This is a genomic window from Nonomuraea sp. NPDC049784 (genome assembly GCF_040659615.1).
Lineage (GTDB): Bacteria > Actinomycetota > Actinomycetes > Streptosporangiales > Streptosporangiaceae > Nonomuraea.
The window spans coordinates 1-26,377 of the sequence record NZ_JBFAMX010000104.1; the positions used below are offsets into that span (position 1 = coordinate 1).

The 26,377-nt window shown below is 69.6% G+C and carries 26 protein-coding genes; 10 read left to right on the forward strand and 16 right to left on the reverse strand.

Annotated features, from left to right (window positions below):
- A partial coding sequence (locus AB0J09_RS22310; RefSeq protein WP_360694067.1) for an FtsX-like permease family protein occupies positions 1 to 1,509 on the forward strand: 1,509 nt, incomplete at its 5' end.
- Here the strand turns inward: AB0J09_RS22310 and AB0J09_RS22315 are convergent.
- From AB0J09_RS22315 to AB0J09_RS22325, 3 genes are all read right to left on the reverse strand, one after another.
- Positions 1,506 to 3,056, reverse strand: coding sequence for a hypothetical protein (locus AB0J09_RS22315; protein ID WP_360694070.1), 1,551 nt, complete (start codon positions 3,054 to 3,056; stop codon positions 1,506 to 1,508). The genes AB0J09_RS22310 and AB0J09_RS22315 overlap by 4 nt on opposite strands.
- Before the next feature lie 100 nt (positions 3,057 to 3,156).
- The gene (locus AB0J09_RS22320) at positions 3,157 to 4,593 is read right to left on the reverse strand and encodes a serine/threonine-protein kinase (RefSeq protein WP_360694073.1); all 1,437 of its coding nucleotides are present in this window, start codon (positions 4,591 to 4,593) and stop codon (positions 3,157 to 3,159) included.
- The gene (locus tag AB0J09_RS22325; protein WP_360694076.1) at positions 4,583 to 6,091 is read right to left on the reverse strand and encodes a serine/threonine-protein kinase; all 1,509 of its coding nucleotides are present in this window, start codon (positions 6,089 to 6,091) and stop codon (positions 4,583 to 4,585) included. Before AB0J09_RS22325 ends, AB0J09_RS22320 begins: the two co-directional genes overlap by 11 nt.
- Positions 6,092 to 6,166: 75 nt before the next feature.
- Here AB0J09_RS22325 and AB0J09_RS22330 point away from each other — a divergent pair, with 75 nt between their 5' ends.
- Positions 6,167 to 7,891, forward strand: coding sequence for a DEDD exonuclease domain-containing protein (locus AB0J09_RS22330; RefSeq protein ID WP_360694079.1), 1,725 nt, complete (start codon positions 6,167 to 6,169; stop codon positions 7,889 to 7,891).
- A gap of 17 nt (positions 7,892 to 7,908) precedes the next feature.
- Positions 7,909 to 8,196 (forward strand): Lrp/AsnC ligand binding domain-containing protein, encoded by a 288-nt coding sequence (locus AB0J09_RS22335; protein ID WP_344985341.1) that lies wholly within the window; start codon positions 7,909 to 7,911, stop codon positions 8,194 to 8,196.
- Between the two features lie 381 nt (positions 8,197 to 8,577).
- Here the strand turns inward: AB0J09_RS22335 and AB0J09_RS22340 are convergent, their stop codons facing one another.
- From AB0J09_RS22340 to AB0J09_RS22355, 4 genes are read right to left on the reverse strand one after another with little or no spacing between them, the layout of a single operon-like run.
- On the reverse strand, positions 8,578 to 10,230 hold the full coding sequence (locus tag AB0J09_RS22340) for a ubiquinol-cytochrome c reductase cytochrome b subunit (RefSeq protein ID WP_360694082.1): 1,653 nt from the start codon (positions 10,228 to 10,230) through the stop codon (positions 8,578 to 8,580).
- Positions 10,227 to 11,339, reverse strand: coding sequence for a Rieske 2Fe-2S domain-containing protein (locus AB0J09_RS22345; protein ID WP_360694085.1), 1,113 nt, complete (start codon positions 11,337 to 11,339; stop codon positions 10,227 to 10,229). The genes AB0J09_RS22340 and AB0J09_RS22345 overlap by 4 nt, the downstream gene beginning before the upstream one ends.
- Positions 11,336 to 12,145: a c-type cytochrome gene (locus AB0J09_RS22350; protein WP_360694088.1), complete on the reverse strand. Its 810-nt coding sequence runs from the start codon at positions 12,143 to 12,145 to the stop codon at positions 11,336 to 11,338. The genes AB0J09_RS22345 and AB0J09_RS22350 overlap by 4 nt, the downstream gene beginning before the upstream one ends.
- 14 nt (positions 12,146 to 12,159) lie before the next feature.
- Positions 12,160 to 12,813 (reverse strand): heme-copper oxidase subunit III, encoded by a 654-nt coding sequence (locus tag AB0J09_RS22355; protein ID WP_360694091.1) that lies wholly within the window; start codon positions 12,811 to 12,813, stop codon positions 12,160 to 12,162.
- 210 nt (positions 12,814 to 13,023) lie between these two features.
- Between AB0J09_RS22355 and AB0J09_RS22360 the strand changes: the two genes are divergently transcribed.
- Positions 13,024 to 13,422 (forward strand): hypothetical protein, encoded by a 399-nt coding sequence (locus tag AB0J09_RS22360; RefSeq protein WP_360694136.1) that lies wholly within the window; start codon positions 13,024 to 13,026, stop codon positions 13,420 to 13,422.
- Between the two features lie 6 nt (positions 13,423 to 13,428).
- Complete coding sequence (trpD, locus tag AB0J09_RS22365) at positions 13,429 to 14,475, forward strand: anthranilate phosphoribosyltransferase (protein ID WP_360694094.1); 1,047 nt, start codon at positions 13,429 to 13,431, stop codon at positions 14,473 to 14,475.
- 199 nt (positions 14,476 to 14,674) lie between these two features.
- On the opposite strand, the gene AB0J09_RS22370 is transcribed toward trpD, so the two are convergent.
- The 4 genes from AB0J09_RS22370 to AB0J09_RS22385 all read right to left on the reverse strand — a co-directional run bounded on the left by AB0J09_RS22370 (position 14,675) and on the right by AB0J09_RS22385 (position 18,758).
- Positions 14,675 to 15,877: an Ig-like domain-containing protein gene (locus AB0J09_RS22370; protein WP_360694097.1), complete on the reverse strand. Its 1,203-nt coding sequence runs from the start codon at positions 15,875 to 15,877 to the stop codon at positions 14,675 to 14,677.
- 147 nt (positions 15,878 to 16,024) lie between these two features.
- A complete protein-coding gene (locus tag AB0J09_RS22375; protein WP_360694100.1) occupies positions 16,025 to 16,438 on the reverse strand; it encodes a cytochrome c oxidase subunit 4 in 414 nt (137 codons plus the stop codon).
- Positions 16,438 to 18,099, reverse strand: a complete 1,662-nt coding sequence (gene ctaD / locus AB0J09_RS22380) for a cytochrome c oxidase subunit I (RefSeq protein WP_360694103.1) — start codon at positions 18,097 to 18,099, stop codon at positions 16,438 to 16,440. Before ctaD ends, AB0J09_RS22375 begins: the two co-directional genes overlap by 1 nt.
- Entirely contained in the window at positions 18,096 to 18,758 is a 663-nt protein-coding gene (locus tag AB0J09_RS22385) for a cytochrome c oxidase subunit II (protein ID WP_360694106.1), read from the reverse strand. Before AB0J09_RS22385 ends, ctaD begins: the two co-directional genes overlap by 4 nt.
- Positions 18,759 to 19,077: 319 nt before the next feature.
- On the opposite strand from AB0J09_RS22385, the gene AB0J09_RS22390 reads away from it, so the two are divergent.
- The 3 genes from AB0J09_RS22390 to AB0J09_RS22400 all read left to right on the forward strand — a co-directional run bounded on the left by AB0J09_RS22390 (position 19,078) and on the right by AB0J09_RS22400 (position 20,951).
- Positions 19,078 to 20,211 (forward strand): aminotransferase class V-fold PLP-dependent enzyme, encoded by a 1,134-nt coding sequence (locus AB0J09_RS22390; protein WP_360694109.1) that lies wholly within the window; start codon positions 19,078 to 19,080, stop codon positions 20,209 to 20,211.
- Positions 20,208 to 20,453 (forward strand): sulfurtransferase TusA family protein, encoded by a 246-nt coding sequence (locus AB0J09_RS22395; protein WP_043638353.1) that lies wholly within the window; start codon positions 20,208 to 20,210, stop codon positions 20,451 to 20,453. The genes AB0J09_RS22390 and AB0J09_RS22395 overlap by 4 nt, the downstream gene beginning before the upstream one ends.
- 63 nt (positions 20,454 to 20,516) lie before the next feature.
- Complete coding sequence (locus AB0J09_RS22400) at positions 20,517 to 20,951, forward strand: CBS domain-containing protein (RefSeq protein ID WP_360694113.1); 435 nt, start codon at positions 20,517 to 20,519, stop codon at positions 20,949 to 20,951.
- A 78-nt stretch (positions 20,952 to 21,029) separates the two neighbouring features.
- On the opposite strand, the gene AB0J09_RS22405 is transcribed toward AB0J09_RS22400, so the two are convergent.
- Together AB0J09_RS22405 and erpA are read right to left on the reverse strand one after the other, a co-directional pair.
- Positions 21,030 to 22,016, reverse strand: a complete 987-nt coding sequence (locus AB0J09_RS22405; RefSeq protein WP_360694115.1) for a carbohydrate kinase family protein — start codon at positions 22,014 to 22,016, stop codon at positions 21,030 to 21,032.
- Positions 22,017 to 22,113: 97 nt separating this feature from the next.
- Positions 22,114 to 22,467, reverse strand: a complete 354-nt coding sequence (gene erpA, locus AB0J09_RS22410) for an iron-sulfur cluster insertion protein ErpA (protein ID WP_360694118.1) — start codon at positions 22,465 to 22,467, stop codon at positions 22,114 to 22,116.
- A gap of 157 nt (positions 22,468 to 22,624) precedes the next feature.
- Between erpA and nadA the strand changes: the two genes are divergently transcribed.
- Entirely contained in the window at positions 22,625 to 23,782 is a 1,158-nt protein-coding gene (gene nadA, locus AB0J09_RS22415; RefSeq protein WP_360694121.1) for a quinolinate synthase NadA, read from the forward strand.
- A 162-nt stretch (positions 23,783 to 23,944) separates the two neighbouring features.
- Here nadA and AB0J09_RS22420 read toward each other — a convergent pair whose 3' ends face one another.
- A complete protein-coding gene (locus AB0J09_RS22420) occupies positions 23,945 to 24,781 on the reverse strand; it encodes an NAD(P)H-binding protein (protein ID WP_360694124.1) in 837 nt (278 codons plus the stop codon).
- Positions 24,782 to 24,865: 84 nt separating this feature from the next.
- Between AB0J09_RS22420 and AB0J09_RS22425 the strand changes: the two genes are divergently transcribed.
- Entirely contained in the window at positions 24,866 to 25,465 is a 600-nt protein-coding gene (locus AB0J09_RS22425; RefSeq protein ID WP_360694127.1) for a TetR/AcrR family transcriptional regulator, read from the forward strand.
- A gap of 80 nt (positions 25,466 to 25,545) precedes the next feature.
- On the opposite strand, the gene AB0J09_RS22430 is transcribed toward AB0J09_RS22425, so the two are convergent.
- Together AB0J09_RS22430 and AB0J09_RS22435 are read right to left on the reverse strand one after the other, a co-directional pair.
- Positions 25,546 to 26,148: an SIMPL domain-containing protein gene (locus AB0J09_RS22430; protein ID WP_360694130.1), complete on the reverse strand. Its 603-nt coding sequence runs from the start codon at positions 26,146 to 26,148 to the stop codon at positions 25,546 to 25,548.
- Positions 26,149 to 26,192: 44 nt separating this feature from the next.
- On the reverse strand, positions 26,193 to 26,377 hold a 185-nt coding region (locus tag AB0J09_RS22435), incomplete at its 5' end, for a hypothetical protein (protein ID WP_360694133.1).

A 26,377-nucleotide genomic window follows, 5' to 3' on the forward strand; every position in this document is an offset into this window, starting at 1 on the left:
GTCACCGCGGGCAGCGTGGTGGTGCTGGGGGCCGCGTTCGGGCTGGCCACGTTCGCGGTGTCAGCCTGGAGCGCCACGTCGGGCGACTACGAGGAGACGGCCAGGTTCCACAACGGCGCGCCCACGGCGATCACGGTCAGGCCGGTGGAGCCGGGCAGGCTCATCGCCGCCGTGAACGCCGCCGACCCGGGTGGCACGACCGCCGCGCCCGTCATCAAGGTGCCCGGGCCTCCCCAGATGGTGGCCTCGGATCCCGCGCGGCTGGCCGCCGTCGGCTACTGGCGTCCCGAGCTCGCGGGCGGCGCGACCCTGGCGAAGGCCATGTCCGCGCTTCCCGGGCCGTCCACGCCGCGCGTGTGGCTGCGGGGCGACAGGTTGCGGGTCACCGTCGATCACGACCAGGTGCCGAAGGGATGGACCGTCCGGATCTTCGCCACGCTACGCGTCCCGGGCGAGCTGCGGCCCGCCCAGCTCCCGCTGGGATCGCTGACCGGCCGTTCCGGCACGCACGAGTGGAATCTGCCGCCGGCCTGCCGGAACGCGGCGTGCGAGCTGCGGGCCCTGCGCGGGGAGCCCATCCCACCACCGCAGTACGCGGAGAACGCGTACGTGCGGGTCACCGTCACCGGGCTCGCCACGCGCGTGGACGGCCGGTGGCAGGCCGTCGACCTGCCGTCATGGCGTGTGGACGACAACCCGGCCGAGCGCGGCGGCACGTTCGCGATCACCCCGGTCGGCAACCAGACGCTGCGTCCCGACACCTACGACCCGGAGATGGCCGCCGTCACGATCGGCGCGGTCGGCAGGAGGGTGCTGCCGGGCCTGGACAACGCGTACGCGGCCCCTGCGCGCACCGTGCTCGCCTCTGCCGCCGGTCCCGGGCTGACCGACGTGGGCGTGCTGGTGGACCTGGAGCAGGCCGACAGGATCGCCTACGGCGTGTACGACAAGGCCGAGTACCAGGTGTGGACCAGGGCGGCGGACCCGGCGGCGCTGGAGCGGGCGCTGGAGCAGCACGGGCTGAGCGTGGTGTCGCGGCGGACGGTGGCCGGCCTGGCCGCCTCCTTCGCAGGACAGGGGCCGGGTCTCGCGCTGTTGCTGCTGCTGGTGTCCGCGCTGGCCGCCGCCGCGCTGGCGCTCGGGCGTACCGTGCTCGCGCTCTTCACGGCGGCCAGGAGGCGGACGTACGAGCTGGCCGCACTGGAGGCGTCGGGCGCCCGCGTGGCCGCGCTGCGGGTCGCGCTCCTGCTGGAACAGGTGATCACGGTCGCCGCGGGCACCCTGTCGGGCCTGCTGGCAGGGCTCGTGGCGGCCAGGGCGGCTCTGGGGCGGATCCCGCAGTTCGCCGAGCCCCCGGTCACACCGCCGCTGCCGCACGAGGTCGCGGCGGTGCCCGTCGCGGCCGTCGTCGGCGCCGCCCTGCTGGTCAGCCTGCTGGCCGCTGTGCTGGTGTCGGAGGCGCTGCTGCGCGGCATCCGCGTGGAACGCCTGCGCGACGCCCCCGCCTAGCTGCCCACGGGCTGCTTGGTGAGCTGGGCCATGTACGCCCTGGCCAGGGGGAGCACCCCGTCCATCGCCTCCTTCTGGGGCATGAGCTGCACCTTGGGTGAGTTCTGCGGCTCGTCCTCGGGCCGCTGGTGGCCGGAGAAGTCGATCCTGACGACGACCGCGCCCTTGCGCATCAGCACCGTGCCGGTGGACGCGGAGACCTCGCTGTGGCGGTTCTGGATGAACTGCTGGTACGCCTGGTCGCCCAGTCCCTCGACGTCGGCCAGCTTGCCCCAGGAGATGCCGCCGATCGACGAGCCTTCCGTACCCTTGTCGCCGCCGTACTCGCTGGCGTAGTAGCCCTTGGCGGCGGTCTCGTCGGCCGCGCCCGCCCGGTTGGTGAACCGATGCACCGTGATCAGTACGCTGCGGATCTTCTTGACTCCCTCGCCGTCGCCGGGCAGGTCGAGGTTGAGCCAGCGGCACTCGGTCTGGGCGTCGTCGCCGACCTCGGTGCCGCGCGCCCGGGTGGTGGGCTGCGGCACCAGCCGCGTGGCCGCCTCGGTCACGGCCCCGCAGTCGCCCGGGAACGCCGCCAGGACGGTCGGTGAGGGCGTCGGGCGCGCGCTCGGCGAGGTCGTGGCCTGCGACGGCTCCGGCTGGGCCAGCACGCCGGGGTGCTGCGCCTGCCAGGCCGTCACACCCTTGGCGAACTGCCCGACCAGCCCGCTCACCTCGCGGATCGCGTTGTCCTCGTTGATCGACTGCGTGGAGTCGTTGGACAGGATCTGCGCGTCCTTGCGCTGCTGCCCGGCCTGGAACTTGACCTTGATCGTCATGTCGCCGACCCGGGCGTGGGCCTCGCCGAAGGAGTACCACAGCATCTTGCCGTCCCGGCGCCAGGTGTACTGCGCGAACGCGCCCTCGCCGACGCCCGGGATGTCCTTGACCGGGGAGATGTACTCCTTCTCGTCGGGGTCGAGCGAGGGCTTGGCGGTCTCGCCGTACTTGCCGCCTTCGTAATCGATCTCGTACGAGTTCTGCGCCATGGCCCGGCCCGTCTTGGCGCCGTCGCCCTTGTGCTGCTCGATCCGTACGTCGATCTCCCTGCTGCGCCAGTACTCGCCGAACGAGATGCGCTGGTTGACCCAGTTGCAGGTGAAGTTGACCGTGTAATCGCTGTCCTTGGACGTCTTGGAGACGGTCGCGTCGGGCACGAGCCGTTCGGCCTCCTCCTTGGGCAGCATGGCGCACACGTCGGGGCCCACCCCCGCGGCGGCAGCGGTCTGCGACGGCGCCTCGCTCCTGGCCGCGGGCGGCTTGGAGGTGCCGGAGACCTTGCCGACCAGTAAGTACGCGCCCACCCCGCCCGCCGCGACCACCACGACGAGGGCGGCGGCAATCGTGGGCAGCAGCCAGGCGGGCCGCCGCGGCGGCGGGGGCGGCATCGGCGGCAGTGTCGGGGGGTGGAACGGGGGCTGGAACGGGGGCTGGGTCGGCGGCCCGAACTGCCTGCCCGGCACCTGGTAGGGGTTGGTGGGCGGCTCCCACTCGCTACCGGGATTCACTGGAACTCCTGGGGTTGCCCTGACTTGCGGTGAAATATGCTAGTCACACCCCTTGCAGGGTGCTTGCAGTTCTCGTCTCGATCAGCTCACGTTGACAGGCTCACTTGGACAGGGCCGACGAGACCAGGCGGGCGGCGGCGAGGGCCGGTTCCTTGTCCGCCGGGGCCGTGGCCGGCACGTGGTCACGATGCCAGACCACCTCGCCGAGCAGGTTGCTCATGCGGAAGAGCACCGTGCTGTCGGAGAAGCCCTCGGCGTTGGAGTTCATGGCGGCCTTGAAGCTGTTCTGGATGATCGCCGTCTCCCCGACGTCCTTGACGTCGCCGACCGAGCCACGGGAGGTGCGCAGCACCGTGCCCTTCGCCGCGGCGCGGCTGGCCTTCTCGCTGGCGAAGCGGCGCTGCGCCACCTGAGGGCCGGCGAGGTCGCCGTCGGGCTGCTCCGCCCAGGTGCGCACGATGAGGCGGCGACTGGGCTGCGTGCCCTCGCGGACGAGCCACTGGCACTCGCCCGGCCTGGTGAGCGTGCGTTCGGGCTTGCCCTTCACGATCTGGGCGGCCTGGGCGTCACTGAGCAGCGTGCAGGGATCGGGCGCCTTGGCGAACCTGCCCGTCTCGGGCCCGCTGTCGAGCGCGCCCACGGCGTACCAGCCACCCGCGCCGAGTGCCACGGCCGTGGCGAGCACCGCGGGCACCAGCCACCACCGGCGGCGGGGAACCGGGGCGGGCCCGGCCAGGGCGCTCAGCGCCTGGCGGGTCTGCTCCGCCGTGGGACGGGCCGCCGGGTTCTTCAAGAGCATGGCCATGAGCAGGCCGCCGAACTCACGGCCCGCCCTCATCGGGAAAGGCGGCTCGTGCAGCAGCACCGCCGCCGTCACCGCCGCGGACAGCTCCCGTTCGAACGGCGCGCGCCCCTCCACCGCGGTGTAGAGGCTGGCGCCGAGCGACCACAGGTCGGACGCCGGGCCGGAGGGCTGCTCGTTGAGCCGCTCGGGGGCCATGTAGCCGGGCGAGCCCGCGAAGCCGAACCTGTCGCCCTGCCCGCCCATCTGCGTCGCGATGCCGAAGTCGGTGAGCATGGCCGAACCGTCGGCGTCGAGCAGGATGTTCGCCGGCTTGACGTCCTGGTGGAGCATCCCGTGGGCGTGCGCCACCTCCAGCGCCGACAGCACGCGCAGCCCGACCGCGGCGACATAGCCCGGCGGCAGCGGGCCCTGTTCCTTGATCACCTTGTCCAGCGAGCGGCCGGTGACCAGGTCCATGATGATCCACGGCTGGTCTCCCTCGAGGACGACGTCGTGCACGAGCACGATCGCCGGGTCGCGCAGCCGGCCCGCCGATCTGGCCTCGTGGATCGCGATGCCGGCGAACTCGGCCCGCTGGGGCGGGGTCAGCCCCTCGGGCACGCGTACCTGCTTGACCGCGACCTGGCGGTCGAGGATCTCGTCGATGGCCCGCCACACCGTGCCCGCGCCGCCCTGCCCGAGCCGCTCGATCAGGCGGTAGCGGCCGGCCAGCAGGTAGAGGTCATCCGGCATTGCGCAACGCCTGCACGGTCGCCTGCGCCGCTTTCAGCGCCGTCTGCTTGATGTCCTCGTCGGTCGGCTTCTCGGTGAGCGTGGAGTATTCGACGACGACCACCAGGTTGGCCAGGCGGTAGTAGACCTGCGCGGAGTGGACGCGGCCCGTGGGGCCCTTCAGCTCGAAGCCGAACGCCTCCTCGCCGACGCCGGTGACCTGGTGGACCGGGGTGCGCTTGGCTCGCTGCGAGGCCGGCACGCCGATCTCGGGCCAGGTCCAGTCGACGGTGTCGTACCTGCCCCAGGTGCGTTTCTGGCTCTCGAAGAGCGTGTGGGCCGAGACCGTGGTCATCGACCACGGGTCGACGGTGTCGGAGTCCTTCTGCACCTGAACGCCCAGGCCGGTGTAGTGGACCGGCCAGTCACACTTGGGGCCCTCGTCGTCGGAGCCCGGCTGCCCCTTCGGCGGGCTCTGCGTACGCAGGAGCCTGCCCACGTCCTGCCGGCTGAGCAGCGTGCACACGTCCATGGGCACGGTGAACGCGGCCGGCGCCGCGTTCGCCCCGTCCCGCAGGATGAGGAAGGCGGTCGTGCCGCCCGCGGCGAGGACCAGCGCCGCCGCGGCGGCGATCCAGAACGCGGCCCTGCCGCCGCGCCGGCTGACCTTGGTGGGCGCGGTCGCGTCGTGGTTGACCGGCAGCGGCGGTGCCTGCCTGCCGGCGGCCACCTGCCTGAGCGCGTCCACGACCACGCGCGCGTCGGGGCGGGCGGCCGGGTGGTGCGCCATCATGGCGGACAGCAGCGGCCCCAAGGGCCCTGGAGCGGCCGGTACGGGCTCCGTCAGCGTCGCCCGCACCCGCTGGGCCGCCGACCCCTCATAGGCCGGCGCGCCCGTCAGCGCGACGTACAGCGTGGCGCCGAGCGACCACAGGTCGCTGGCCGGGCCGCCAGGTTCGCCCTCGAGCCGCTCGGGCGCGATGAACCCCGGCGAGCCGATCATCAGGCCCTGCTCGGTGAGCGTCGCCTGGCCCTCCTGCCTGGCGATGCCGAAGTCGGTGAGGACCACCCGGCCGCTCTCGGTCAGGAAGACGTTGCCCGGTTTGACGTCGCGGTGCTGCATCCCCTGCGCGTGGGCCACCATCAACGCCTCCAGCACGTCGGCGCCGACGCGCGCGGCATAATCAGCCGGCATGGGTCCGAACTCGCGCACCGTCTCGCCGAGCGTGCGGCCCCGCAGCAGCTCCATGACCAGCCAAGGGCGCTCGTGCTCGACGACCACGTCGTGCAGCGCCACGATGCCGGGATGCCGCAGCCGCGCGGTGGCCTGCGCCTCGCGCACCGCCCGCTTCACCGAGTCGGAGCGCTCTTTGGGCGACATGCCTTCGGCCAGCGTGAGCTCCTTGACCGCGACCTCGCGGTCAAGCATCTCATCCCTGGCCAGCCACACCGTTCCCATGCCGCCTGCGCCGAGAGGGCGCAGCAGGGCATAGCGGCCGGCAAGTCTTCCCGCGGACATACAGGGAAGGGTAACTAAGGATCAAGAGGGATGGTTATTCGTTCCTGTCGGTCCTTCTCTCTATGGTCTTGATTCGTGGATGCGGTTCAAGGCACTCTCGACGAGCTCGGCACTCCGCTGAGTGACGTCACGTTCGTCGTGTTCGACCTCGAGACGACCGGCGGCGCCCCGTCTGACGACGCCATCACCGAGATCGGCGCGGTCAAGGTGCGGGCGGGCGAGGTGCTCGGCGAGTTCTCCTCGCTGGTCGATCCCGGTGGGCCGATCCCGCCGTTCATCTCCGTGCTGACCGGCATCACCGACGCCATGGTCGTGGCCGCGCCGCGGATCGAGGCGGTGCTGCCGAGCTTTCTCGAGTTCATCAGCGGGGCCACACTGGTGGCCCACAACGCCGGCTTCGACACCCGCTTCATCAAGGCCGCCTGCGCCGCCCAGGGCTATCCTCCGCCGGCCAATCCGGTCGTCGACACCGTCGACCTGGCCCGCCGGGTGCTGACCCGCGACGAGGTCCCCAACGCCAAGCTGGCGACGCTGGCCAGGTTCTTCCGCAGCACCACCGAGCCGTGCCACCGCGCCCTGCAGGACGCCAGGGCCACCGTCGACGTGCTCCACGGGCTGATCGAGCGGGCCGGGTCGTTCCAGGTGCACACGCTCGAAGAGCTCAAGTCGTTCGTCCGCGCCCCCACGCCCGAGCAGCAGCGCAAGCGCCACCTGGCCGAGTCCGTCCCGCACGCCCCCGGGGTCTACTTCTTCGAGGACGAGCGCGGCGAGGTGCTCTACATCGGCAAGAGCACCAACCTGCGCAACCGCGTGCGCTCCTACTTCACGGCCGGCGAGACCCGCCCGCGCATCCGCGAGATGATCGGCATCGCCGAGCGGGTGCGCCACATCGTCTGCTCGACCGCCCTGGAGGCGGAGGTCAGGGAGCTGCGCCTGATCGGCGGCGCCAAGCCCCGCTACAACCGCCGCTCCCGCTTCCCCGAGAAGGTGCTCTGGCTCAAGCTCACCACCGAGGCGTTCCCGCGCCTGTCCATCGTCCGCGAGCTCAAGGACGACGGGGCCACCTACCTCGGCCCGTTCACCAGCGGCCGCCTTGCCGACGACGCCCGCATCGCCCTGCACGAGGCGGTCCCGCTGCGGCAGTGCACCCAGCCCATCGCGCTGCGCACCCGGCGGGCGGCCTGCGTGCTCCACGAGATGGGCCGCTGCGGCGCGCCCTGCGCGGGCAAGGAGAGCCAGGAGGAGTACGCGCTCCACGTCGAGAGCGCGCGCCGGGCCATGACGCTCGACGCCTCGCTCGTCTTCACCGCCGTGTCGGCCCGCATGGAGCGGCTGTCGGTGGAGCAGCGCTACGAGGAAGCGTCGGTCGACCGCGACCGGCTGGCGTCCTTCGTCCGCACGGCGGCCCGCATGCAGCGCCTGAGCTCCATCACGCGCATCCCGCAGTTAGTGGCCGCCAGCCCGGCCTTCGACGGCGGCTGGGACATCCACGTCATCCGGTACGGGCGGCTCGCGGCGGCCGGGGTTATGCCGAAGGGCACCCATCCGACCCCTTTCGTGGCCTCCCTTTCGGCCACGGCCGAGGCCGTCATCCCCGGCCCCGGCCCGATCCACGGCGCCAGCGCCGAGGAGACCGAGTGCATCCTGCGCTGGCTGGAGTCGCCCGGGGTTCGGCTGGTCGAGGTGGACGGCGAGTGGAGCGTGCCCGCCTGGGGCGCCGCCCGCCACAAGGCCCGCATCGACCTGGCATACCGGCATCTCGACCAGCGGCGGAGCCGGGAGGGGCGACCTCTGAGGTGAAACGATAGAGTTGATCCATGGTCACGGCTATCGTCCACATCAATGCAGAGGTAGACCGGATCCCGGAGGTCGCCCAGACGATCGCCGAGATCGAAGGGGTCAGCGAGGTCTACTCCATCACCGGCGACTACGACCTGCTGGCGATGGTGCGGGTGGCCGCCTATGAGGAGATCGCCGAGGTGGTGCCTGGGCGGATCAACAAGGTGGCCGGGGTGCTGCACACGGAGACGCACATCGCGTTCCGCGCGTACTCCAAGCACGACCTGGACGCCGCCTTCTCCATCGGCTTCCCCGAGGCCGACTGACCGGCTTCCCGCGCCCACACCCGCTCCCCGGGCGCGCGGGTTGCCGTCCTTCCGAGGGGCGCCGCGTCGCCGTGCCACCGGCCGCACGCGATGCCGTCGCGCGCCCGCCCGGGCACTCGCACGGTCGCGTGGGATGCGGCCGCACTCCACCTCGAGCCAGGCGGACCCGCACGGCCGCGGTGACCGTTCGACCACGGTCCCGGCCCAGAATGTGCTCCGTCACGGCGAGCAACTCCGTGAGCCTTCACGACCGGCCATGACAGACGGCGACGCTCTACGACGCGTGCGGGCAACCCCGGCGCAGCCGTAAAAGATCATCGGACAGAGAACGGGCCCGGACGGAGAGATCCGCCCGGGCCCGCGAAGAGCATCAACGATGCGTCAACGAGTCAGACTGTGGTCGTCGCCGGTGCCGATGGCAGCGTGCTCTTCCTCGTGTCCATGCCCGTGCCCGTCGTCCAGCGGGATCTTCTCCCCGCCGTACGCCTTCGACATGCGTGCGCGCAGCTTGCCGAGCGGGCCGCGCATGCCCTTCGGCGGGATGCCCGCGGCGTCCTCGGCCACCGGCAGCATCGCCACCGGCTCCTTGCCGCGCACGTGGGCCTCGATGTCGTCCGCCTGCGGCGTGTGGACCTCGATGAACTCACCGTGCGGCAGCCGCTTGATGACGCCGGACTCCACGCCGTGCGAGACGACCGCGGCGTCGGAGCGCTGCAGGCCGAGGCACATGCGGTAGGTGATCAGGTACGCCAGCGCAGGCGCCACGAAGATCAGCACACGCCCGGAGTACGTCGTCCAGTTGAGGCTGACGTGGAAGTTCGCCGAGATCTCGTCGTTGGCGCCGAGCAGCCAGAGCACGCCGTAGAACGTGATGGCCGCCATGCCGATCGAGGTACGGTGCGGGTTGTTGCGCGGCCGGTCCGCGACGTGGTGCTCGCGGTGGTCGCCCGTCACCCAGCGCTCGATGAACGGATAGAGCGCGAGCCCCGTCATGATGAGGCCCATCGGCACCAGCGCCGGGATGATCACGCTCAGCGGCAGCGTGCCCGCATGGGAGGTGCCGAAGAGGTTGATCTCCCACGGCACCATGATGCGCAGCGCGCCCTCGAGGAAGCCCATGTAGAAGTCGGGCTGCGAACCGGCCGACACGTCGGCGGGCGTGTACGGGCCGAACAGCCAGATCGGGTTGATCTGGGCGAACGTCGCCAGCCCCGCCACCAAGGCGAGCGTGAACAGGAAGTACGCCCCCGCCTTGGCCATGAAGGCCGGGTAGAACGGCGCGCCCACCACGTTCTTGTTGTCACGCCCCTTGCCCGGCATCTGGGTGTGCTTCTGCACCCACATGAGCACCATGTGCGCCGAGATCAGCGCCAGCAGGATGCCCGGGATGAGCAGGATGTGCAGCGAGTAGAACCGGGAGATGACCGCCTCACCCGGATATTCCCCGCCGAACAGGAAGAACGTGATGTACGTGCCGACCAGCGGCAGCGAGATCGCCACACCCTCGGTGATCCGCAGACCCGCGCCGGACAGCAGGTCGTCAGGGAGCGAGTAGCCGGTCAGGCCCTCGGCCAGCGCCAGCGTCAGCAGCAGGACACCGATGATCCAGTTGAGCTCGCGCGGCTTGCGGTAGGCGCCCGTGAAGAACACCCGCAGCATGTGGACCATCATGCCGGCCACGAACATCAGGGCCGCCCAGTGGTGCATCTGCCGGATCAGCAGACCACCCCGGACGTCGAAGCTGATCTCCAGCGACGACGCGTAGGCCTCAGACATCATCACGCCCTTGAGCGGCGCGTACGAGCCGTCGTAGGCGATCTCCATCATGCTCGGCTTGAACCAGAACGTCAGGAACGTACCGGTCAGCAGCAGGATGATGAACGAGTAGAGCGCGATCTCACCCAGCAGGAACGACCAGTGGTCCGGGAAGATCTTGCGCAGGTTGCGCTTGAGGAAGCTGGCCCCGCCGAGGCGGTCGTCGAGGAACGTCGACGGCCCTGCGATGGCCTTGGGAACGGCATTGAGCTCACTCATGCCTGGCCTCCCTTCTCCCTGGCCGCCTGCTCGGCGTCACCGCGTTCCCAGTAGCTGGGGCCGACCGGCACCTCGAAGTCGCCCTTGGCGATGAGGTAGCCGTCGGCGTCGACGGTGATGGGCAGCTGCGGCAGCGGCCGGGCGGCCGGACCGAAGATGACCTTCGCACCGTCGGCCGCGTCGAACGTCGACTGATGGCAGGGGCAGAGGATGTGGTGGGTGTTCTGCTCGTAGAGGGCGGCAGGGCAGCCCACGTGGGTGCAGATCTTGGAGTACGCCACGATGCCGTCGTGCGTCCAGTTCTGCCGGACGCCGCTCTTGAGCTCGTCCGGGCGGAACTTGATCAGGATCAGCGTGGCCTTGGCGAGGGCGTTGAGGTCGTGCTGGTAGCCCTCGGGGACCACCGACAGGATGCCGCCGGGCGAGTTGAAGTCGGCGGCCCGGATCGGCTGGCCGGTGCCCTCGACGACGAGCCTGAGCGGCTTGCCCTCCTTGGTCTTCTCACCCCAGACCGTGTGGCGCAGCATCCTGTTGAACTTGGCGCCGGGCATCTTGCTGTTGTCGAGGTCGCGCAGCAGCACCACCGGCACCAGGCCGAGGGGCGCGGCGGCCAGCAGCAGCGTGCGGCGCAGCAGCTTGCGCTTGACGAAGCCGCTCTCGTTGGCGCCCTGGACGAACGTGTCGGCCACGACCTCGCGGTCGTCCTCCTCGGAGGCCATCAGGTGGCGCTCCTGGACCAGGGAGTACTTCGGCATGATCTGGCGGACCCAGATCACGATGCCGACCGCCAGCCCCAGGATCGCCAGCGTCAGCGTGCCGCCCAGCGCGAGGTTGGACACCCCGGTCTTCTCGGGGCTGCCGACCTGGAAGACCACGTAGGAGATGATGAACGCGATGGCTGCCAGGAACGTGATCGTGAAGCAGAGCGCCACGATCTTCTCGGCCTTGCGCGCCTTGGTCTCGTCGGGCAGCGTGACGCCGGGGACTTCCTTCTCGACGTCCGCCGCTTCCGCGGTGCCGAGCATCGAGGTGCCCGGCGCGGGGGTGCCGATGACGCGCTTGGGTACGCGCTCATCGGGCTGCTCGATCTCGTGCTCGTTGTCTGTCATGACTTCTGTCGCTTCTTCGCGGTGATCCAGATGGCGGCGAGTGCGAGGACGCTGAGGCCCACGACCCACGCTACGAGACCTTCGGTGACCGGTCCAATGCGCCCCAGGGCGAAACCTCCCGGGTCCTTCTGCTCGCGAACCTGGGTGATGTAGGCGATCATGCTGCGCTTCTCTTCAGGCGTGATCGTCGAGTCGTTGAAGACGGGCATCGCCTGCGGGCCGGTGACCATCGCCTCGTAGATCTGCGTGGGGGTCGCCGAGTTGAGGTTGGGGGCGTACTTGCCCTGCGTGAGGGCGCCACCGGCGCCGACCCAGTTGTGACACTGGATGCAGTTGGCGCGGAACAGCTCGCCGCCCTTGCCGGCGTCGCCGAGCTTGGGATCGACCTGCTCCGAGGCGGGGACCTGCGGGCCGCCGCCGAGGGACTGCACGTAGGCGCCGATCTGCTTGATCTTCGTCTCGTCGACCCAGGGGGCGAGCGGCTTACGCGGAGCCTGCGGGCCGGGGTTGGCGGCAGGCATGCGGCCGGTGCTCATCTGGAAGTCGACGGCCGCGGCGCCGACGCCGACGAGCGTGGGTGCCGTCGAGGTGCCCTGCGCGTTCATGCCGTGGCAGCTGGAGCAGTGCTGAACGAACAGGCTCCTGCCCTCGGCCACGTCATCGACCTTGCCTGCCGCCAGTGCCGCGTCGGCAGGCTTACCCGCCTGGACAAAGGCGGCGTATACCATCCCGACCAGCGCCAACGCCAAAATCAGGACGGCATATCTCGCGAGGGGATGCCGCCGCCAAGCGGTGATCCTAGTCACAGAGATCCCGTTCCTTAACGAATGATGTAGATGGTCGAGAAGAGACCAATCCAAACGACATCTACGAAGTGCCAGTAGTAGGACACGACGATCGCGCTGGTGGCCTGCTCATGCGTGAAGCGCTTCGCGGCGTACGTGCGTCCCAGCATGAACAGGAACGCGAAAAGGCCACCGGTCACGTGCAGGCCGTGGAAGCCCGTCGTCAGGTAGAACACCGAGGTGTAGGCGTTAGCGGACAGGGTCGCGCCCTCTGACGCCAGCTCGCCGTACTCGTACAGCTGCCCGGCCACGAAGACCGCGCCCATGAGGAAGCTGATGAAGTACCAGAAGCGGAGCTTTTGGACCTGCCCCTTCTCTGCGGCCCACACGCCTAGCTGGCACGTCACACTCGACAGAACCAGGATGATCGTGTTGACCGTCGCGAACGGGATGTTCAGGTGAGCGCCCTCTGCGACCTCGAGGCCCGCCTTGTGCAGCGCGGGGCCCCAGACGAGGCCGTTGCCCTCGCTCACTGACCGGATGGTGAAGTACATCGCGAACAGCGCCGCGAAGAACATGAGCTCGGAGGACAGCCAGACGATCGTCCCGACACTGACCAGATTGGGTCTGCGGTACGACTGTGCTGTCGTCGTCGAAGTTATTGCGGATGCTGTCGCCACGGGCAGCATTATTGCGGCTCCAGTGGTCGGTCCCGCGCACGACCCCCCGGTTAGCAGGTACAAACCGGGAAGCAACCTGGGAAAATCGCCCCAAAACCCCCTGCCAGACATGGTGGCCTGGGAATGCACACCGGCGCACCGGTACCATCCGAGGTGACCATACCGCTACAAGGGATAGTGAGCGCGACAGTGACGTCCACTGGGAGCACCGGCGACACGATGAGGGTCCTCGTCTACAGCGACGACGCCGCCACCAGGGCTGAGGTGAGCCAGGCCATCGGCAGGCGCCCCGCGGCCGACGTACCCCTCGTGGAGATCGTGGAGTGCGCCACCGAGCCGAAGGTCCATCAGTGGCTGGGCTCAGGCGAGATCGACGTGGCCGTCCTCGACGGCGAGACGCAGCCCGCGGGCGGCATGGGCATCTCGCGCCAGGCCAAGGACGAGGTCTACGACTGCCCACCCATCTGCCTGATCATCGCCAGGCGCGACGACCGCTGGCTGGCCGAGTGGTCCAAGGCCGACGCCGTCGTGTCGCAGCCGCTGGAGCCCATGGTCGTCGCCGACACGGTGGCCGACCTGATGCGCCGCCGCTCCTCCACCCGACTCAACGCCAAGTAGGTGCCCATGGACTCCCGGACGACCTGGCCCACCCTGCTCTCCGCTCTCCTGTCCGGAGAGCACCTCACCTCCGACGAGACGGCCTGGGCGATGCGGGAGATCATGTCCGGCGCCGCGACGTCCGCCCAGATCGCCGGTTTCGCGATCGCGCTGCGCGCCAAGGGTGAGACGGTGGCCGAGGTGGTGGGCCTGGCCCGCACCATGCTGGAGCTGGCCACGCCGCTGAGCGTGGAGGGGCCCGTGGTGGACATCGTCGGCACGGGAGGCGACCGCGCCCACACCGTCAACGTCTCGACGATGGCCGCCATCGTGGCCGCCGCCGCGGGCGCCCGGGTGGTCAAGCACGGCAATCGCGCGGCCTCGTCCTCGTGCGGCGCCGCCGACGTCCTGGAGCACCTGGGGATCCGGCTCGACCTCACGCCCGAGCAGACCGCCCAGGTGGCGCGCGAGGCGGGCATCGCCTTCTGCTTCGCCCCGGTCTACCACCCCGCGCTCCGCTTCGCCGGGCCGCCGCGCAAGGAGATCGGCGTGCCCACGGTCTTCAACTTCCTGGGCCCGCTCACCAACCCGGCCCGCCCCGCCGCCCAGGCCATCGGCGTCTTCGACCCGCGCATGCTGCCCGTGCTGGCCGGAGTCTTCGCCGAGCGCGGCGTCACGGCCCTGGTGTTCCGCGGCGACGACGGGCTCGACGAGCTGACCATCGCGGGCACCTCGACGGTCTGGGTGGTCAGGGACGGCACAGCCACGCAGGCCACGTTCGACCCGAGCGTGCTCGGCATCCCGCGCGCCGACGTGGGCTCGCTGCGGGGCGGCGACGTGACCTTCAACGCCCAGGCCGTGCGCGACCTGGTGCAGGGCAAGACAGGTCCGGTGCGCGACGCCGTCCTGCTGAACGCCGCCGCGGCCCTGGTGGCGCTCAACGGGCCCGGTGACGACCTCGACGCCGCCATGACCGACGGCTACGCCCGCGCGGTCCAGGCCGTCGACTCGGGCGCGGCCGCCGCCACCCTCGACCGCTGGGTCGAGGCCAGCGCCTCCTTCGGCCACGCCTGACGTGCGCTTTCGAGCGCGCCCCTCACCGTGGCGCGCTCGGCCATCCGCCTTCCCGGAATAGGGCGCGACGCGACGGCACGCGGGCGTCCCGGACTGCGGCCGAGCGCCAAGACAGCTCCGGCCGCAACGGGTCAGGCGACGACAGCGAGCGGCACGGCCAGGGGACGGGTGTGGCGTCCAGGGCGTTACGAAACCGGCATCAGAACGTGATGGTCGGGCCCGCCTTGAGCACGCTCCACTTGAGCCAATCCTTCCAGTTCTCCTGCCAATGCCCCCACCCATTCGTGGGCTCGAGCTTCCGCGGCGACCCGGTGATGATGATCGGGTCCCCGATCAACGTGTTCCTGAGGAACCAGATGGCGTTCTCCGGGCTGACGTTCACGCATCCGTGGCTGACGTTCGAGTTCCCCTGTGACCCCACCGACCAGGGCGCACTGTGGACGTACTCACCGCTGTTGGAGATGCGGACAGTGTTGTAGACCGTCAGCTGGTAGTACCCAGCCTGTCCCGGCCCGGCGTCAGGCGAGGTCATGACCGTGACGGGCTCGCGCGACATCGCCAGGTGGATGCCCGAGGTGGTGTAGTGGTTCCACGCATCTCCCTGCCCCGCGCTCATCGGCATCTCGCGGATCTTCTTGCCGTCCCGCCGGACTATCAGGAAGTGCTCGTCGGTGCTGCCCTTGGTGATCTGCTCACGGCCGATCTTGAAATCGAGCCGTACGTTGCGCTTGCCGTACAGGCCGGGTCCTCCGCGCACGCCGGCCAGGTTCGCCTCCACTTGCACCTTGGTGTGCGCGGGCCAGTACTTCTCCGGACGGAAGTCCACGTGGCTGTCGTCGAACCAGTGCCAGGCCCCCTCCACCGGCTTGGAGCTGCGGACGGTCAGGTTGCGCTCGACGGACACCCGGTCGGCGATGGGCTGGTCGAAGGCGATCATGACGGGCATGCCGACGCCGACCGTCAGGCCGGTGTCGTCCTTGTTGGGGGTGATCGTCTTGATGTCGAACGTCTTGTTGCCCTTGACCGTCGTGAACGTGCTCGTCGTCTGGCTCTCCTTGCCCGCTCCGTCGACGGAGACGGCCGTGACCGTGTACACCGTGCTGGGCCTGGCGGTGACGGTGCTGCGCCAGCGGGTGCCGTCGCCGCTGAGCTCGCCCTGCAGCGCGCCGGACTTCCCTCCGTCCACCCGTACGCTCTTGAGCGCGCCCGTACGGGCCGAAACGACCACGGGCTGGTCCGTAGCCACGTTCGCGGTCTTGTCCTGCGGAGAGAACGTCACAGAGGGCGCCTGCGCCCCGCCCGCCATGGCCGTCCCGTTAGGTTTCGATGTGCTGCCCGCGGAGCAGGCTGACAGCAGTGCCAGGGCCAGCAGCCCGGCCGATCCCTTCGCTACATGCCCCACGAGTGACTCCCTCGTCCGCGATCGAACCGCTTCTGCCTCCTTTATTACCCTCAGTGATCGATTAACCACATCCGCGTACTCGTAAAGAACGCCAAAAAGCGGGCGTTCCCCCCGCAAGGGAAACGCCCGCTTCGGCAAACAGGTCAATTAGTGCGAGAACTGACCCCGGTAGTACTGGAACACGAACCCGATCATGGCCATGATCACCAGGAAGATCCCGATCAGGAACATCCAGAAGCCGATCACGAACCCGGCGAAGGCGAAGGCCGCCGCCAGGCACAGGAACAGCGGCCACCAGCTGCTCGGGCTGAAGAACCCGATCTCGCCCGCGCCATCGCTGATGTCGGCCTGCTTGTTGTCCTCCGGCTGGGCGCCGATGCGCCGCGCGGTGAACATCAGGTAGTAGCCGACCATGAACGCGAACCCGACCGAGATCGCCATGGCCGTGGTGCCGACCGGCTCACCGTGGCCCGTCGACGCCTTGGTCCAGAACCAGTAGGCGACGTCGACGCCCGCGAAGAACAGGCCGCACGCGAGGAACAGCCAACCCTGGACTCTCATCAGGCCTCAACCTCCTTCGCCGGCCTGGCCGACGCGTGCGGGTAGTGCAGGTCGAACGCCGGGCGCTCGGACCGGATGCGCGGCAGCGAGGTGAAGTTGTGCCGCGGCGGCGGGCAGGAGGTCGCCCATTCGAGCGAGCCGCCGTAGCCCCAAGGGTCGTCGACCGTGACTTTGGGCGCGCTGCGCCAGGTCTTCCAGACGTTGTAGAAGAACGGCAGCGTCGAGGCGCCCAGGATGAACGCACCCGCCGACGAGATCAGGTTGAGGTCGGTGAAGCCGTCGGCCGCGCTGTAGTCGGCGTACCGGCGCGGGAAGCCCAGCATGCCCAGCCAGTGCTGGATGAGGAACGTCGTGTGGAAGCCGATGAACAGCAGCCAGAAGTGCAGCTTGCCGAGCTTGTCGTTGAGCATCTTGCCGGTGAACTTGGGCCACCAGAAGTAGAAGCCCGCGAACATGGCGAACACGACCGTGCCGAACACCACGTAGTGGAAGTGGGCGACGACGAAGTAGGTGTCGCTGAGGGGGAAGTCGAGCGGCGGCGAGGCCAGGATGACGCCTGTCAGACCGCCCAGGAGGAACGTGATGAGGAAGCCGATCGAGAACAGCATCGGCGACTCGAACGACAGATGCCCTCGCCACAAGGTGCCTATCCAGTTGAAGAACTTCACGCCCGTCGGCACCGCGATGAGGAACGTCATGAACGAGAAGAACGGCAGCAACACCTGCCCGGTCGGGAACATGTGGTGCGCCCAGACCGTGATGGACAGACCCGCGATCGAGATCGTCGCGACCACGAGGCTGATGTAACCGAAGATCGGCTTGCGGCTGAAGACCGGCAGGATCTCGCTCACGATGCCGAAGAACGGCAGCGCGATGATGTACACCTCGGGGTGGCCGAAGAACCAGAACAGGTGCTGCCACAACAGCGCGCCGCCGTTGTCGGAGGCGAAGACGTGCGTGCCGAGCTTGCGGTCGGCCTCCAGCGTGAGCAGCGCTGCGGCCAGCACGGGGAAGGCCATCAGCACGAGCATGCTGGTCAGCAGCACGTTCCAGACGAAGATCGGCATGCGGAACATGGTCATGCCGGGCGCGCGCATGCAGATGATCGTGGTGATGAAGTTCACCGCGCCGAGGATCGTGCCGAGGCCCGACAGGGCCAGGCCCATGATCCACAGGTCGCTGCCCATGCCGGGCGAGTTGATCGCGTTGGACAGCGGCGTGTAGGCGAACCAGCCGAACGAGGCCGCGCCGCCCGGCGTGAAGAAGCCGGACACGGCGATGAGGCTGCCGAACAGATAGAGCCAGTAGCTGACCATGTTGAGGCGCGGGAACGCCACGTCGGGGGCGCCGATCTGCAGCGGCATCAGCTCGTTGGCGAAGCCGGCGAACAGCGGCGTCGCGAACATCAGCAGCATGATCGTGCCGTGCATGGTGAACAGCTGGTTGAACTGCTCGTTGCTGGTGAACTGCATGCCCGGCTGCGCCAGCTCGGCCCGCATGATCAGCGCCATGACGCCGCCGATCAGGAAGAAGGCGAACGACGTGATCAGGTAAAGGTGCCCGATGATCTTGTGATCAGTGGAGGACAGCCACTTGGCGATCACCTGGCCCTTGGTGACGGGCCTGGCCGGCGCGCGAAGGGGTTCATGAATGGCGGTCACTGGGCACTCCCAGCCTGGTGTGTCGCGATGTATTGGTCGAACTCAGCCTGCGGGACGAGCTTCACCGAGAACAGCATGCGGCTGTGGTCGACGCCGCAGAGCTCGGCGCAGCGGCCCGCGAAGACGCCCGTCCTGTCAAGGGTCGTGATCTGGAACTTACGCCCCGGGTTGTCCTCCTTGATGCCCGGGATGACGTCCCGCTTGAACAGGAACTCCGGCACCCAGAACGAGTGGATGACGTCGTCGGTCGACAGATCGAACTCGACCTTCGTCTTCGCCGGCAGGACCAGCTGGGGGCCCTGCTGGTAGTCGTGCACAGGCACGCCGGCGACCGGCGCCAGCGTCTTGCCGTTGACCGTCGTGGTGAAGCGCCAGCTCCACTGGAACGCCTCGACCTTGACCTTCACGGGCGCGTCGCCGTCCACGTGGGTCAGCGTCTGGCTGTCCCGGGCGGTGAAGAAGAAGAACACCGACACCATGACAAGCGGGATCAAGGTGTAGAGCATCTCGATCGGCAGGTTGTAGCGCACCTGCGGCGGGAGATCGGCCTTGGCCTTGCGCTTGCGGTGGAAGATCGCCGCCCACACGATCAGGACGATGACGACGGCGCCCGTGGCGAGGGCGGCGATCCAGGCCCCGTTCCACAGACTCTGGACCACGTCTCCCTGCTCGGTGACATGGTCAGGAAGAAGGCCGCGGGACCAGTCGGCCTTGGGTACGTCATTAGCACACGCCGTAGCAGTGGCCAGCAGCAACGCCAAAGCGGCGGCGCGTGGCACCCTGCGCCGGGCCAACGAACGCCGCGTCGTACGGCGAGTCGGACTCACGGATCGCCTACCCCACAGATGAAGCCCAAGAGTCTTTCCCTTGGGCGCTCCTATTTCCAGATGCACAGCTGATTGCAGACACATTAGCGTGCAGGTGCTTCGCCCTACCGCGCGACCCCTCGATGGCGCCGCAAGTGGGACGATAAGTCTCGTGGCGTACTTCGACGCGGCTTCGAGCGAGCCGCTCCACCCTCAGGCACGCGAGGCGCTGCTGGCGGCGATCGACGTCGGCTGGGCCGACCCCGCGAGACTGTACGGCCAGGCCCGCCGCGCGCACCTGCTGCTCGAGCAGGCCCGCACGGAGGTGGCCGAGGCGCTCGGCGCGCGTCCCGACGAGGTGTCATTCACCTCGTCCGGCACACAGGCCGTGCATCTCGGCGTCCTCGGCACCCTACACGGCAGGCGCAGGGCCGGGCGCCACCTGGTGACGAGCGCGGTGGAGCACTCCAGCGTGCTGCACGCCGGTGGAGTGCACGAACGCGACGGCGGCACGGTCGAGATGGTGGGCGTGGACCTCACGGGGCGGGTCGATCTCGACCGGTTCGCCGAGGCGGTCGCCCGGCCCGGCGCCGCGCTGGCCTGCCTGCAGACGGCCAACCACGAGGTCGGCACGGCGCAGCCGGTGGCCGAGGCCGCCGCGGCCTGCCGCGCCCATGGGGTCCCGCTGCTGGTGGACGCGGCGCAGACGGCGGGCAGGATGCCGATACCGCCCGGCTGGTCGGTGCTCACCGCCAGCGCCCACAAGTGGGGCGGCCCCGCCGGGGTGGGCGTGCTGGTGGTGCGCAAGGGCACGCGGTTCCGCTCGTTCCTGCCGGAGGACGAGCGGGAGCGGCGGCGGGTGCCGGGGTTCGAGAACGTGCCCGGCATCGTCGCGGCGGCGGCCGCCCTGCGCGCGATGGCCGCGGAGGCGGCGCAGGAGCAGGCGCGGCTGTCCGAGCTCGTCGGGAGGATCAGGGAGACGGTGCCGAAGATCGTCCCGGACGTGGAGGTCATCGGCGACCCCGTCGATCGGGCGCCGCACATCGTGACCTTTTCGTGCCTGTACGTCGACGGCGAGGCGCTCCTGACCGAGCTGGACAAGGCTGGTTTCGCCGTTTCGTCAGGCAGCTCGTGCACCGCTAGTACGCTTCGTCCATCGCACGTTCTTGAAGCGATGGGCGTGCTGACCCATGGGAATGTCCGGGTGTCGCTGCCCAGGGGCACTTCCGCGGCCGAGGTCGACAGGTTCCTCGCCGTGCTGCCCGATCTGGTGCGCCGCATCCGCCAGGACGCAGGAGTCGCATGACCGAGGTTACCCAGCCGGCTCTGACGATCGACGCACTCGGGAAGAAGTGCCCGATCCCGATCATCATGCTCGCCGAGCAGATCAACTACGTCCCGCTCAACGCCGTGGTGGCCGTGCTGGCCGACGACCCGGCGGCTTATACGGACGTGCCGGCGTGGTGCAGGCTGAAGTCGCACCGGCACGTGGGCTCGTACGAGCTGCCCGAGGGCGGCTGGGCGATCCACGTAAGGCGTAATTACTGACTTTTCCCGAAATGGGTGGGTAGAGGCTCCCCGTACGAAGTCACCGACTTTCGGGGGAAAGCCATGACCAGCGGACATCCGCACGAGACCGCTCGTGACCTGATGAGTCCGGGAGCGCAGTGTGTCGGGGCGCACGAGACGCTCGACCGGGCGGCCCAACTGATGCGCGACAGCAACGTGGGGTCGCTGCCCGTGTGCGGGCCGGACGAGCGCGTTAAGGGCATCATCACCGACCGCGACATCGTGATCAAGTGCATCGCGGCGGGACACGACCCGTCGAAGGTGACGGCGGGCGAGCTGGCCGGCGGGCTCGTCTTCGTCACCCCGGACACGAGCGTGGACGAGGCGCTCACCAAGATGGAGGAGAACCAGATCAAGCGGCTGCCGGTGCTGGAGGGCGACCGCATCGTCGGCATCATCAGCGAGTCGGACCTGGCCCAGCACCTGCCCGACGCCCAGCTCGCCGAGTTCATGCACCACGTGTACGCCAGGGGCTGAGCCCGGCCGTACCGGAAAGCCTGGGGAAACGGGCCACGGAGGCCGCCCCGCCGCGTCGGGCGGGGCGGCTCATCACGGTTACGGGTGGTAGCAGCGGACGTGCTCGGCGATGTCCGCCGCGGCGTCGGCGCCGTAGGCGGCGCTGAAACGCTCGAGGAAGACCTGCTGGCCGAGCTCATACTCCTGGCCGCCGACGCGCTCCAGCACGTGGGTGGCGGTCAGGTTGCCGATCTGGCCGCAGCGCTCCAGCGGCAGCCCCCAGGCCAGGCCCGACAGGAACCCGGCGCGGAAGGCGTCGCCGACGCCGGTGGGGTCGGCCTTGCCCCGCTCGGGCGAGGGGGCCACGGCGATGGACGGCTCGTCCCTCCGGTCGATGACGGCGCCCTTGGGACCGAGCGTGGTGATCCGGACGCCGACCCGGTGCAGGATCTCCTCGTCGGACCAGCCGGTCTTCTGCTCGATGAGCCCCTTCTCGTAGTCGTTGGAGAACAGGTACGCGGCGCCGTCCACGAGCTGGCGGATCTGCTCGTCCTCCATCCGCGCGAGCTGCTGGGAGATGTCGGCGGCGAACGGGATGCCGCGCTGGCGGCACTCGTCGGTGTGGCGCAGCATCGCGTCGGGGTCGTTGGGGCTGATCAGCACCAGGTCGAGACCGTTCAGGCGGTCGGCGACGGGCCGCAGCTCGATCAGCCGCGCCTCGGCCATGGCGCCGGTGTAGAACGAGGCGATCTGGTTGTGGTGCTGGTCGGTGGTGCACAGGAAACGCGCGGTGTGCTGGGTCTCAGAGATGTGCACGGAGTCGCAGTCGACGCCGTGGCGCTCCAGCCACGAGCGGTAATCGGCGAAGTCGTTGCCGACGGCGCCCACGAGGACCGGCTTCAGGCCCAGGCAGGCCATGCCGAACGCGATGTTCGCGGCGCAACCACCGCGACGGATCTGAAGGTCATCGACCAGGAACGAGAGTGACACCCGGTCAAGCTGCTCGGCGATCAACTGATCGCCGAAACTTCCTGGGAAGGTCATCAGGTGGTCTGTCGCGATGGAGCCGGTAACGGCGATGCGCACGGGATTCTTCTTCCTCGTTGTCAGCAGGCCAATGAGCCACACGAGAATACGCGAAGGTCCCGCTCGCATAAAGCAAGCGGGACCACGCGGCCACCGACTAGTTGAACGAGTCACCACAGGCGCAAGAGCCCGTGGCGTTGGGGTTGTCGATGGTGAAGCCCTGCTTCTCGATGGTGTCGACGAAGTCGATGGTGGCGCCCATCAGGTAGGGAGCGCTCATGCGGTCGGTGACCACGCCGACGCCCCCGAAGTCCGACACCACGTCGCCGTCCATCGAACGGTCGTCGAAGAAGAGCTGGTAACGCAGTCCGGAGCAACCACCCGGCTGCACGGCGACCCGCAGCTGCAGACCTTCCTCGCCCTGCTGCTCGAGCAGGTTCTTGACCTTGGCGGCGGCCGCGTCAGTCAGGATCAGGCCCTGCGCCGTGGTCTCGCTGCTCTCAACCGTCATCTGCTGACTCCCTAACCCGGCTGTCTGTTTCCGACGTCCTACTAATGACGCTACCAACACCTGGCCCATGCCACACATTCCCGAGGCGCCTACCCCCGTAATAAGCAGGTTCGTCCGTGTGTCATCATGAGTATCGTCAATTCGACGATAAGGGGGTATGGCCATGGCCACCCAGACTGGACTGCCGCACTTCGTCCTCGGCCAGGGCGCCGATCCGCACAGCGAGAAGGGGGTCGAGTGCCCGGGCGAGCTGCCGCCCGCCTCCGACCCCGACCTGGTGGAACGGGCCCGGAAGGCGAAGGAGGCGCTCGGCGACCGCCTGTTCGTGCTCGGGCACCACTACCAGCGCGACGAGGTCATCCAGTTCGCCGACGTGACGGGTGACTCGTTCAAGCTCGCCCAGCAGGCGGCGGCCCGGCCGGAGGCGGAGTTCATCGTCTTCTGCGGGGTGCACTTCATGGCCGAGTCCGCCGACATCCTGACGGCCGGTACGCAGAAGGTGATATTGCCTGACATGGCGGCCGGGTGCTCGATGGCGGACATGGCCACGTTCGACCAGGTCGAGGAGTGCTGGGACGCCCTGGAGGACGCCGGTCTCGCCGATCAGGTGATCCCTGTCACATACATGAACTCCAGCGCCGACATCAAGGCCTTCTGCGGCAGGAACGGCGGCGCGGTCTGCACCTCCTCCAACGCCCGCCGCGCCCTGGACTGGGCGTTCTCGCGCGGCGAGAAGGTGCTGTTCCTGCCCGACCAGCACCTGGGCCGCAACACGGCGGTGCTGGAGATGGGCATGTCCCTGGAGGACTGCGTCGTCTGGAACCCGCACCGGCCGAACGGCGGCCTCACCCCGGAGCAGCTGGAGCGGGCGAGGATGATCCTTTGGCGCGGCCACTGCTCGGTGCACGGCCGCTTCACGGCGGACTCGGTCGACGACGTACGATCCCGCATCCCCGGTGTGAACGTCCTGGTGCACCCCGAGTGCCGCCATGAGGTCGTGCTCAAGGCCGACCACGTGGGCTCGACCGAGCACATCATCAAGACCCTGGAGGCGGCGCCGGCCGGCTCGAGCTGGGCGATCGGCACGGAGCTCAACCTGGTCAAGCGCCTGGCCCAGATGTTCCCCGACAAGAGCATCTCGTTCCTGGACAGGACGGTGTGCTACTGCTCGACCATGAACCGGATCGACCTGCCGCACCTGGTGTGGGCCCTGGAGTCCCTGGTGCTGGGCGAGGTCGTCAACCAGATCACGGTGGACGAGGACACCGCCCACTGGGCCAAGGTGGCCCTGGACCGCATGCTCGCCCTCCCCTGACCCTGCGAACCTCCGGCCGCGCCCTCCACCGGCCCGGGTCTCGGACCGCGATCGGAGGGGCGGCCGAAACAGGCGGGCAGCAGCACGCGGCACTCCGGCGCCGGATCCGGCACTCCGGCGCGGACGGAGCCCGGGCATCGGCGGTGACCCGGTGAGGCGGGGTCAGCGGAAGGCCGCGGCGTTGCGGCGGGCCCAGGCGGCGAACGGGCGGGGAGCTCGGCCGAGCACGTGCTCGACGTCCGGGCTGATCCGCTGTTCGGCCGGGGTCGGCTCGCCGAGGATGGCCAGGGTGGTGTCCGCGACCGGCCCCGGCATGAACGCCAGCATCTCCGCGCGAGCCTCCTCGCGGCTCTGCTCCACGAACGTGACCACCTCGCCGAGCGCCTCGCCGATGTCGGCGGCGCTCTGGCGCGGGGTCACCAGCTCCGGTCCGGTGAGCTCGTAGATCCGCCCGTCATGGCCGGGCTGGCGCAGCACCGCGGCCGCCACCTCGGCGATGTCGTCGGGGTCGATGACCGGCAGCCCGACGTCGCCGAACGGCGCGGCGACCGTGCGGCTCGCGCGAACCGGCTGGGCCCACGCGAACCTGTTGGAGGCGAAGCCACCCGGCCGCAGGATCGTCCATCGCGCTCCTGAGTCCATGACCGCGCGTTCCATCTCCGCTCCGAAGCGGCCGTGTGACTCGCTCTCCGGGCGGGTCACGACACCCTGTGAGGAGAGCAGGACGACCCTGCCCGGCCCGCTCACCGCGGCGACGATCTCCTTGGGCTCCCTGGCGAACAGGTCGCCGCCCGTGAGGAGGAACACGGCGTCGGCGCCCTCCAGGGCCGGGCGCAGGCCGGCGGGGTCTCCCAGGTCGGCGGCGACGGCGCGTACGCCCTCGGGCACGTCCGCGCCGGTGATGCGGCGGGACACGGCGGTGACCTCTTCGCCTGCCTCGGCCAGCAGCCGGACCAGCGTACGGCCGACGTTCCCCGTGGCTCCCGTGACGACGATCATGATGATTCTCCTCGAAGTTAGTTAGTCGGCTGACTTACCGACAAGAGAGACCATAGCACGACTCCGGCGCCTATAGTTAGTAAGGTGACTGACTCAACGCGCTCCCGGGTCAAGACCGCGGCCGCCAAGCGGCAGCGGCTGATGGCCGCCGCCGCCCAAGTCGTGCACCGGCAGGGGGCGGAGCGCACCACCATCGCCGACATCGCGCGCGCCGCCGACGTCCCGGTGGGCAACGTGTACTACTACTTCAAGACCAAGGACGAGCTGGTCGCGGCCGCGCTCGCCGAGCACGCCCGGCAGCTCGAGATCCTCACCGACCGCCTCGAGCGCCTCGACGACCCGAGGGAACGGCTCAAGAGCCTGGTGGAGGGGTGGGTCAGCCAGCGCGACCTCGCCGCCCGCTACGGCTGCCCGACCGGAACCCTCGCCGCCGAGCTCGACAAACGCGACGAGGGCGGCCTGGACGTGGAGGCGGGCAGGGTCATCCGGCTGCTGATCGACTGGGCCGAACGCCAGTTCCGCGAGCTCGGGCTGCCCGACCCCGAGGGGCTGGCCCTGACCCTGGTGGGCGCCTACCAGGGCATGTCCCTGCTGGCCAACGCCCTGCGCGACCCCGAGATCATGACCCGGCAGTGTGCCCGCCTGCTCGACTGGCTCGACTCCCTCTCCGGCGAAACCGTCTGACCCGCACGCGCCGCTTCCTCAAGGGACCCCGCCGAAGTACGGCGGGGTGGCGGAGGAGCTCGGGTCAGCCGCGGAGGCGTCTAAGCGAAGTCGTAGCCGAGCTGGACGGTCACCGTCAGCGTCTGGCGGCCCGGGCTGATGGACGCGCCGCTCTCGGCCGCCGCCGCGGCCAGGCGGAGGGGCTGGGGGCCGCCGCCCTTGATCTCCTCGCTCACCGAGACCACCCTGCCCAGGGGGCGGCCGGCCAGCTCGGCGTAGTGGGCCGCCTTGGCGGCGGCGTCTCGGAAGGCTCTCGCCCTGGCCTCCCTCAGGAAGCCGGACGGGTCGGACACCTCGAACGCCACGCCGTTCAGCCTGGCCTCCTCCCCTACTCCGGCCACCGTGTCGATGACGTGGTCGGCCCGGGTCAGGTCTCGGACGATCACCTCCACGCCCTGGGCGGCCCGGTACGCGGCCACCTTCGGGTATGCCTCGTACTCCGGCCCCAGCGACAGCTCCACCGTGCGCACGTCCTCCGCAGCGATGCCGGCCCGGACCAGCACCTCTGCCAGCCGGGCGGCGGCGGATCTGACGGCGGTGAAGGACTCCGCCGCGGCGGCCCTGCGGACCTCGACGCCCGCGTGCAGCCGCAGGACGTCGGGTGCGGCCAGGACGGCGCCTTCGCCGACGACGGTGATGTCCACGCCTACCCCCTATGAATGGGTCCCGGATCGATCCTAGGCCGTCGTCACCCGTCCCGGCCGTCTGAGACGGCGTCGGCGATCGCCTGGGGATTCTCGAGCTGGACATGGCGCCCGGATCCCGGCAGGCGTACGAGCCGGGCGGACAGGAGGCCTGCCAGCCGGACCGCGCTCCGCGCACCCGTGCTGATCACCGTGACCGGCACGTGGGGGAGCGGCCTGTCCGCCCTCA

Coding starts and splice junctions, on each gene's coding strand:
- AB0J09_RS22320 (WP_360694073.1), bottom strand. CDS start 4,593: ATGCCGGATGACCTCTACCTGCTGGCCGGCCGCTACCGCCTGATCGAG.
- AB0J09_RS22325 (WP_360694076.1), bottom strand. CDS start 6,091: ATGTCCGCGGGAAGACTTGCCGGCCGCTATGCCCTGCTGCGCCCTCTC.
- AB0J09_RS22335 (WP_344985341.1), top strand. CDS start 7,909: ATGGTCACGGCTATCGTCCACATCAATGCAGAGGTAGACCGGATCCCG.
- AB0J09_RS22340 (WP_360694082.1), bottom strand. CDS start 10,230: ATGAGTGAGCTCAATGCCGTTCCCAAGGCCATCGCAGGGCCGTCGACG.
- AB0J09_RS22345 (WP_360694085.1), bottom strand. CDS start 11,339: ATGACAGACAACGAGCACGAGATCGAGCAGCCCGATGAGCGCGTACCC.
- AB0J09_RS22355 (WP_360694091.1), bottom strand. CDS start 12,813: ATGCTGCCCGTGGCGACAGCATCCGCAATAACTTCGACGACGACAGCA.
- AB0J09_RS22360 (WP_360694136.1), top strand. CDS start 13,024: ATGAGGGTCCTCGTCTACAGCGACGACGCCGCCACCAGGGCTGAGGTG.
- trpD (WP_360694094.1), top strand. CDS start 13,429: ATGGACTCCCGGACGACCTGGCCCACCCTGCTCTCCGCTCTCCTGTCC.
- AB0J09_RS22375 (WP_360694100.1), bottom strand. CDS start 16,438: ATGAGAGTCCAGGGTTGGCTGTTCCTCGCGTGCGGCCTGTTCTTCGCG.
- AB0J09_RS22395 (WP_043638353.1), top strand. CDS start 20,208: ATGACCGAGGTTACCCAGCCGGCTCTGACGATCGACGCACTCGGGAAG.
- AB0J09_RS22400 (WP_360694113.1), top strand. CDS start 20,517: ATGACCAGCGGACATCCGCACGAGACCGCTCGTGACCTGATGAGTCCG.
- erpA (WP_360694118.1), bottom strand. CDS start 22,467: ATGACGGTTGAGAGCAGCGAGACCACGGCGCAGGGCCTGATCCTGACT.
- nadA (WP_360694121.1), top strand. CDS start 22,625: ATGGCCATGGCCACCCAGACTGGACTGCCGCACTTCGTCCTCGGCCAG.
- AB0J09_RS22420 (WP_360694124.1), bottom strand. CDS start 24,781: ATGATCGTCGTCACGGGAGCCACGGGGAACGTCGGCCGTACGCTGGTC.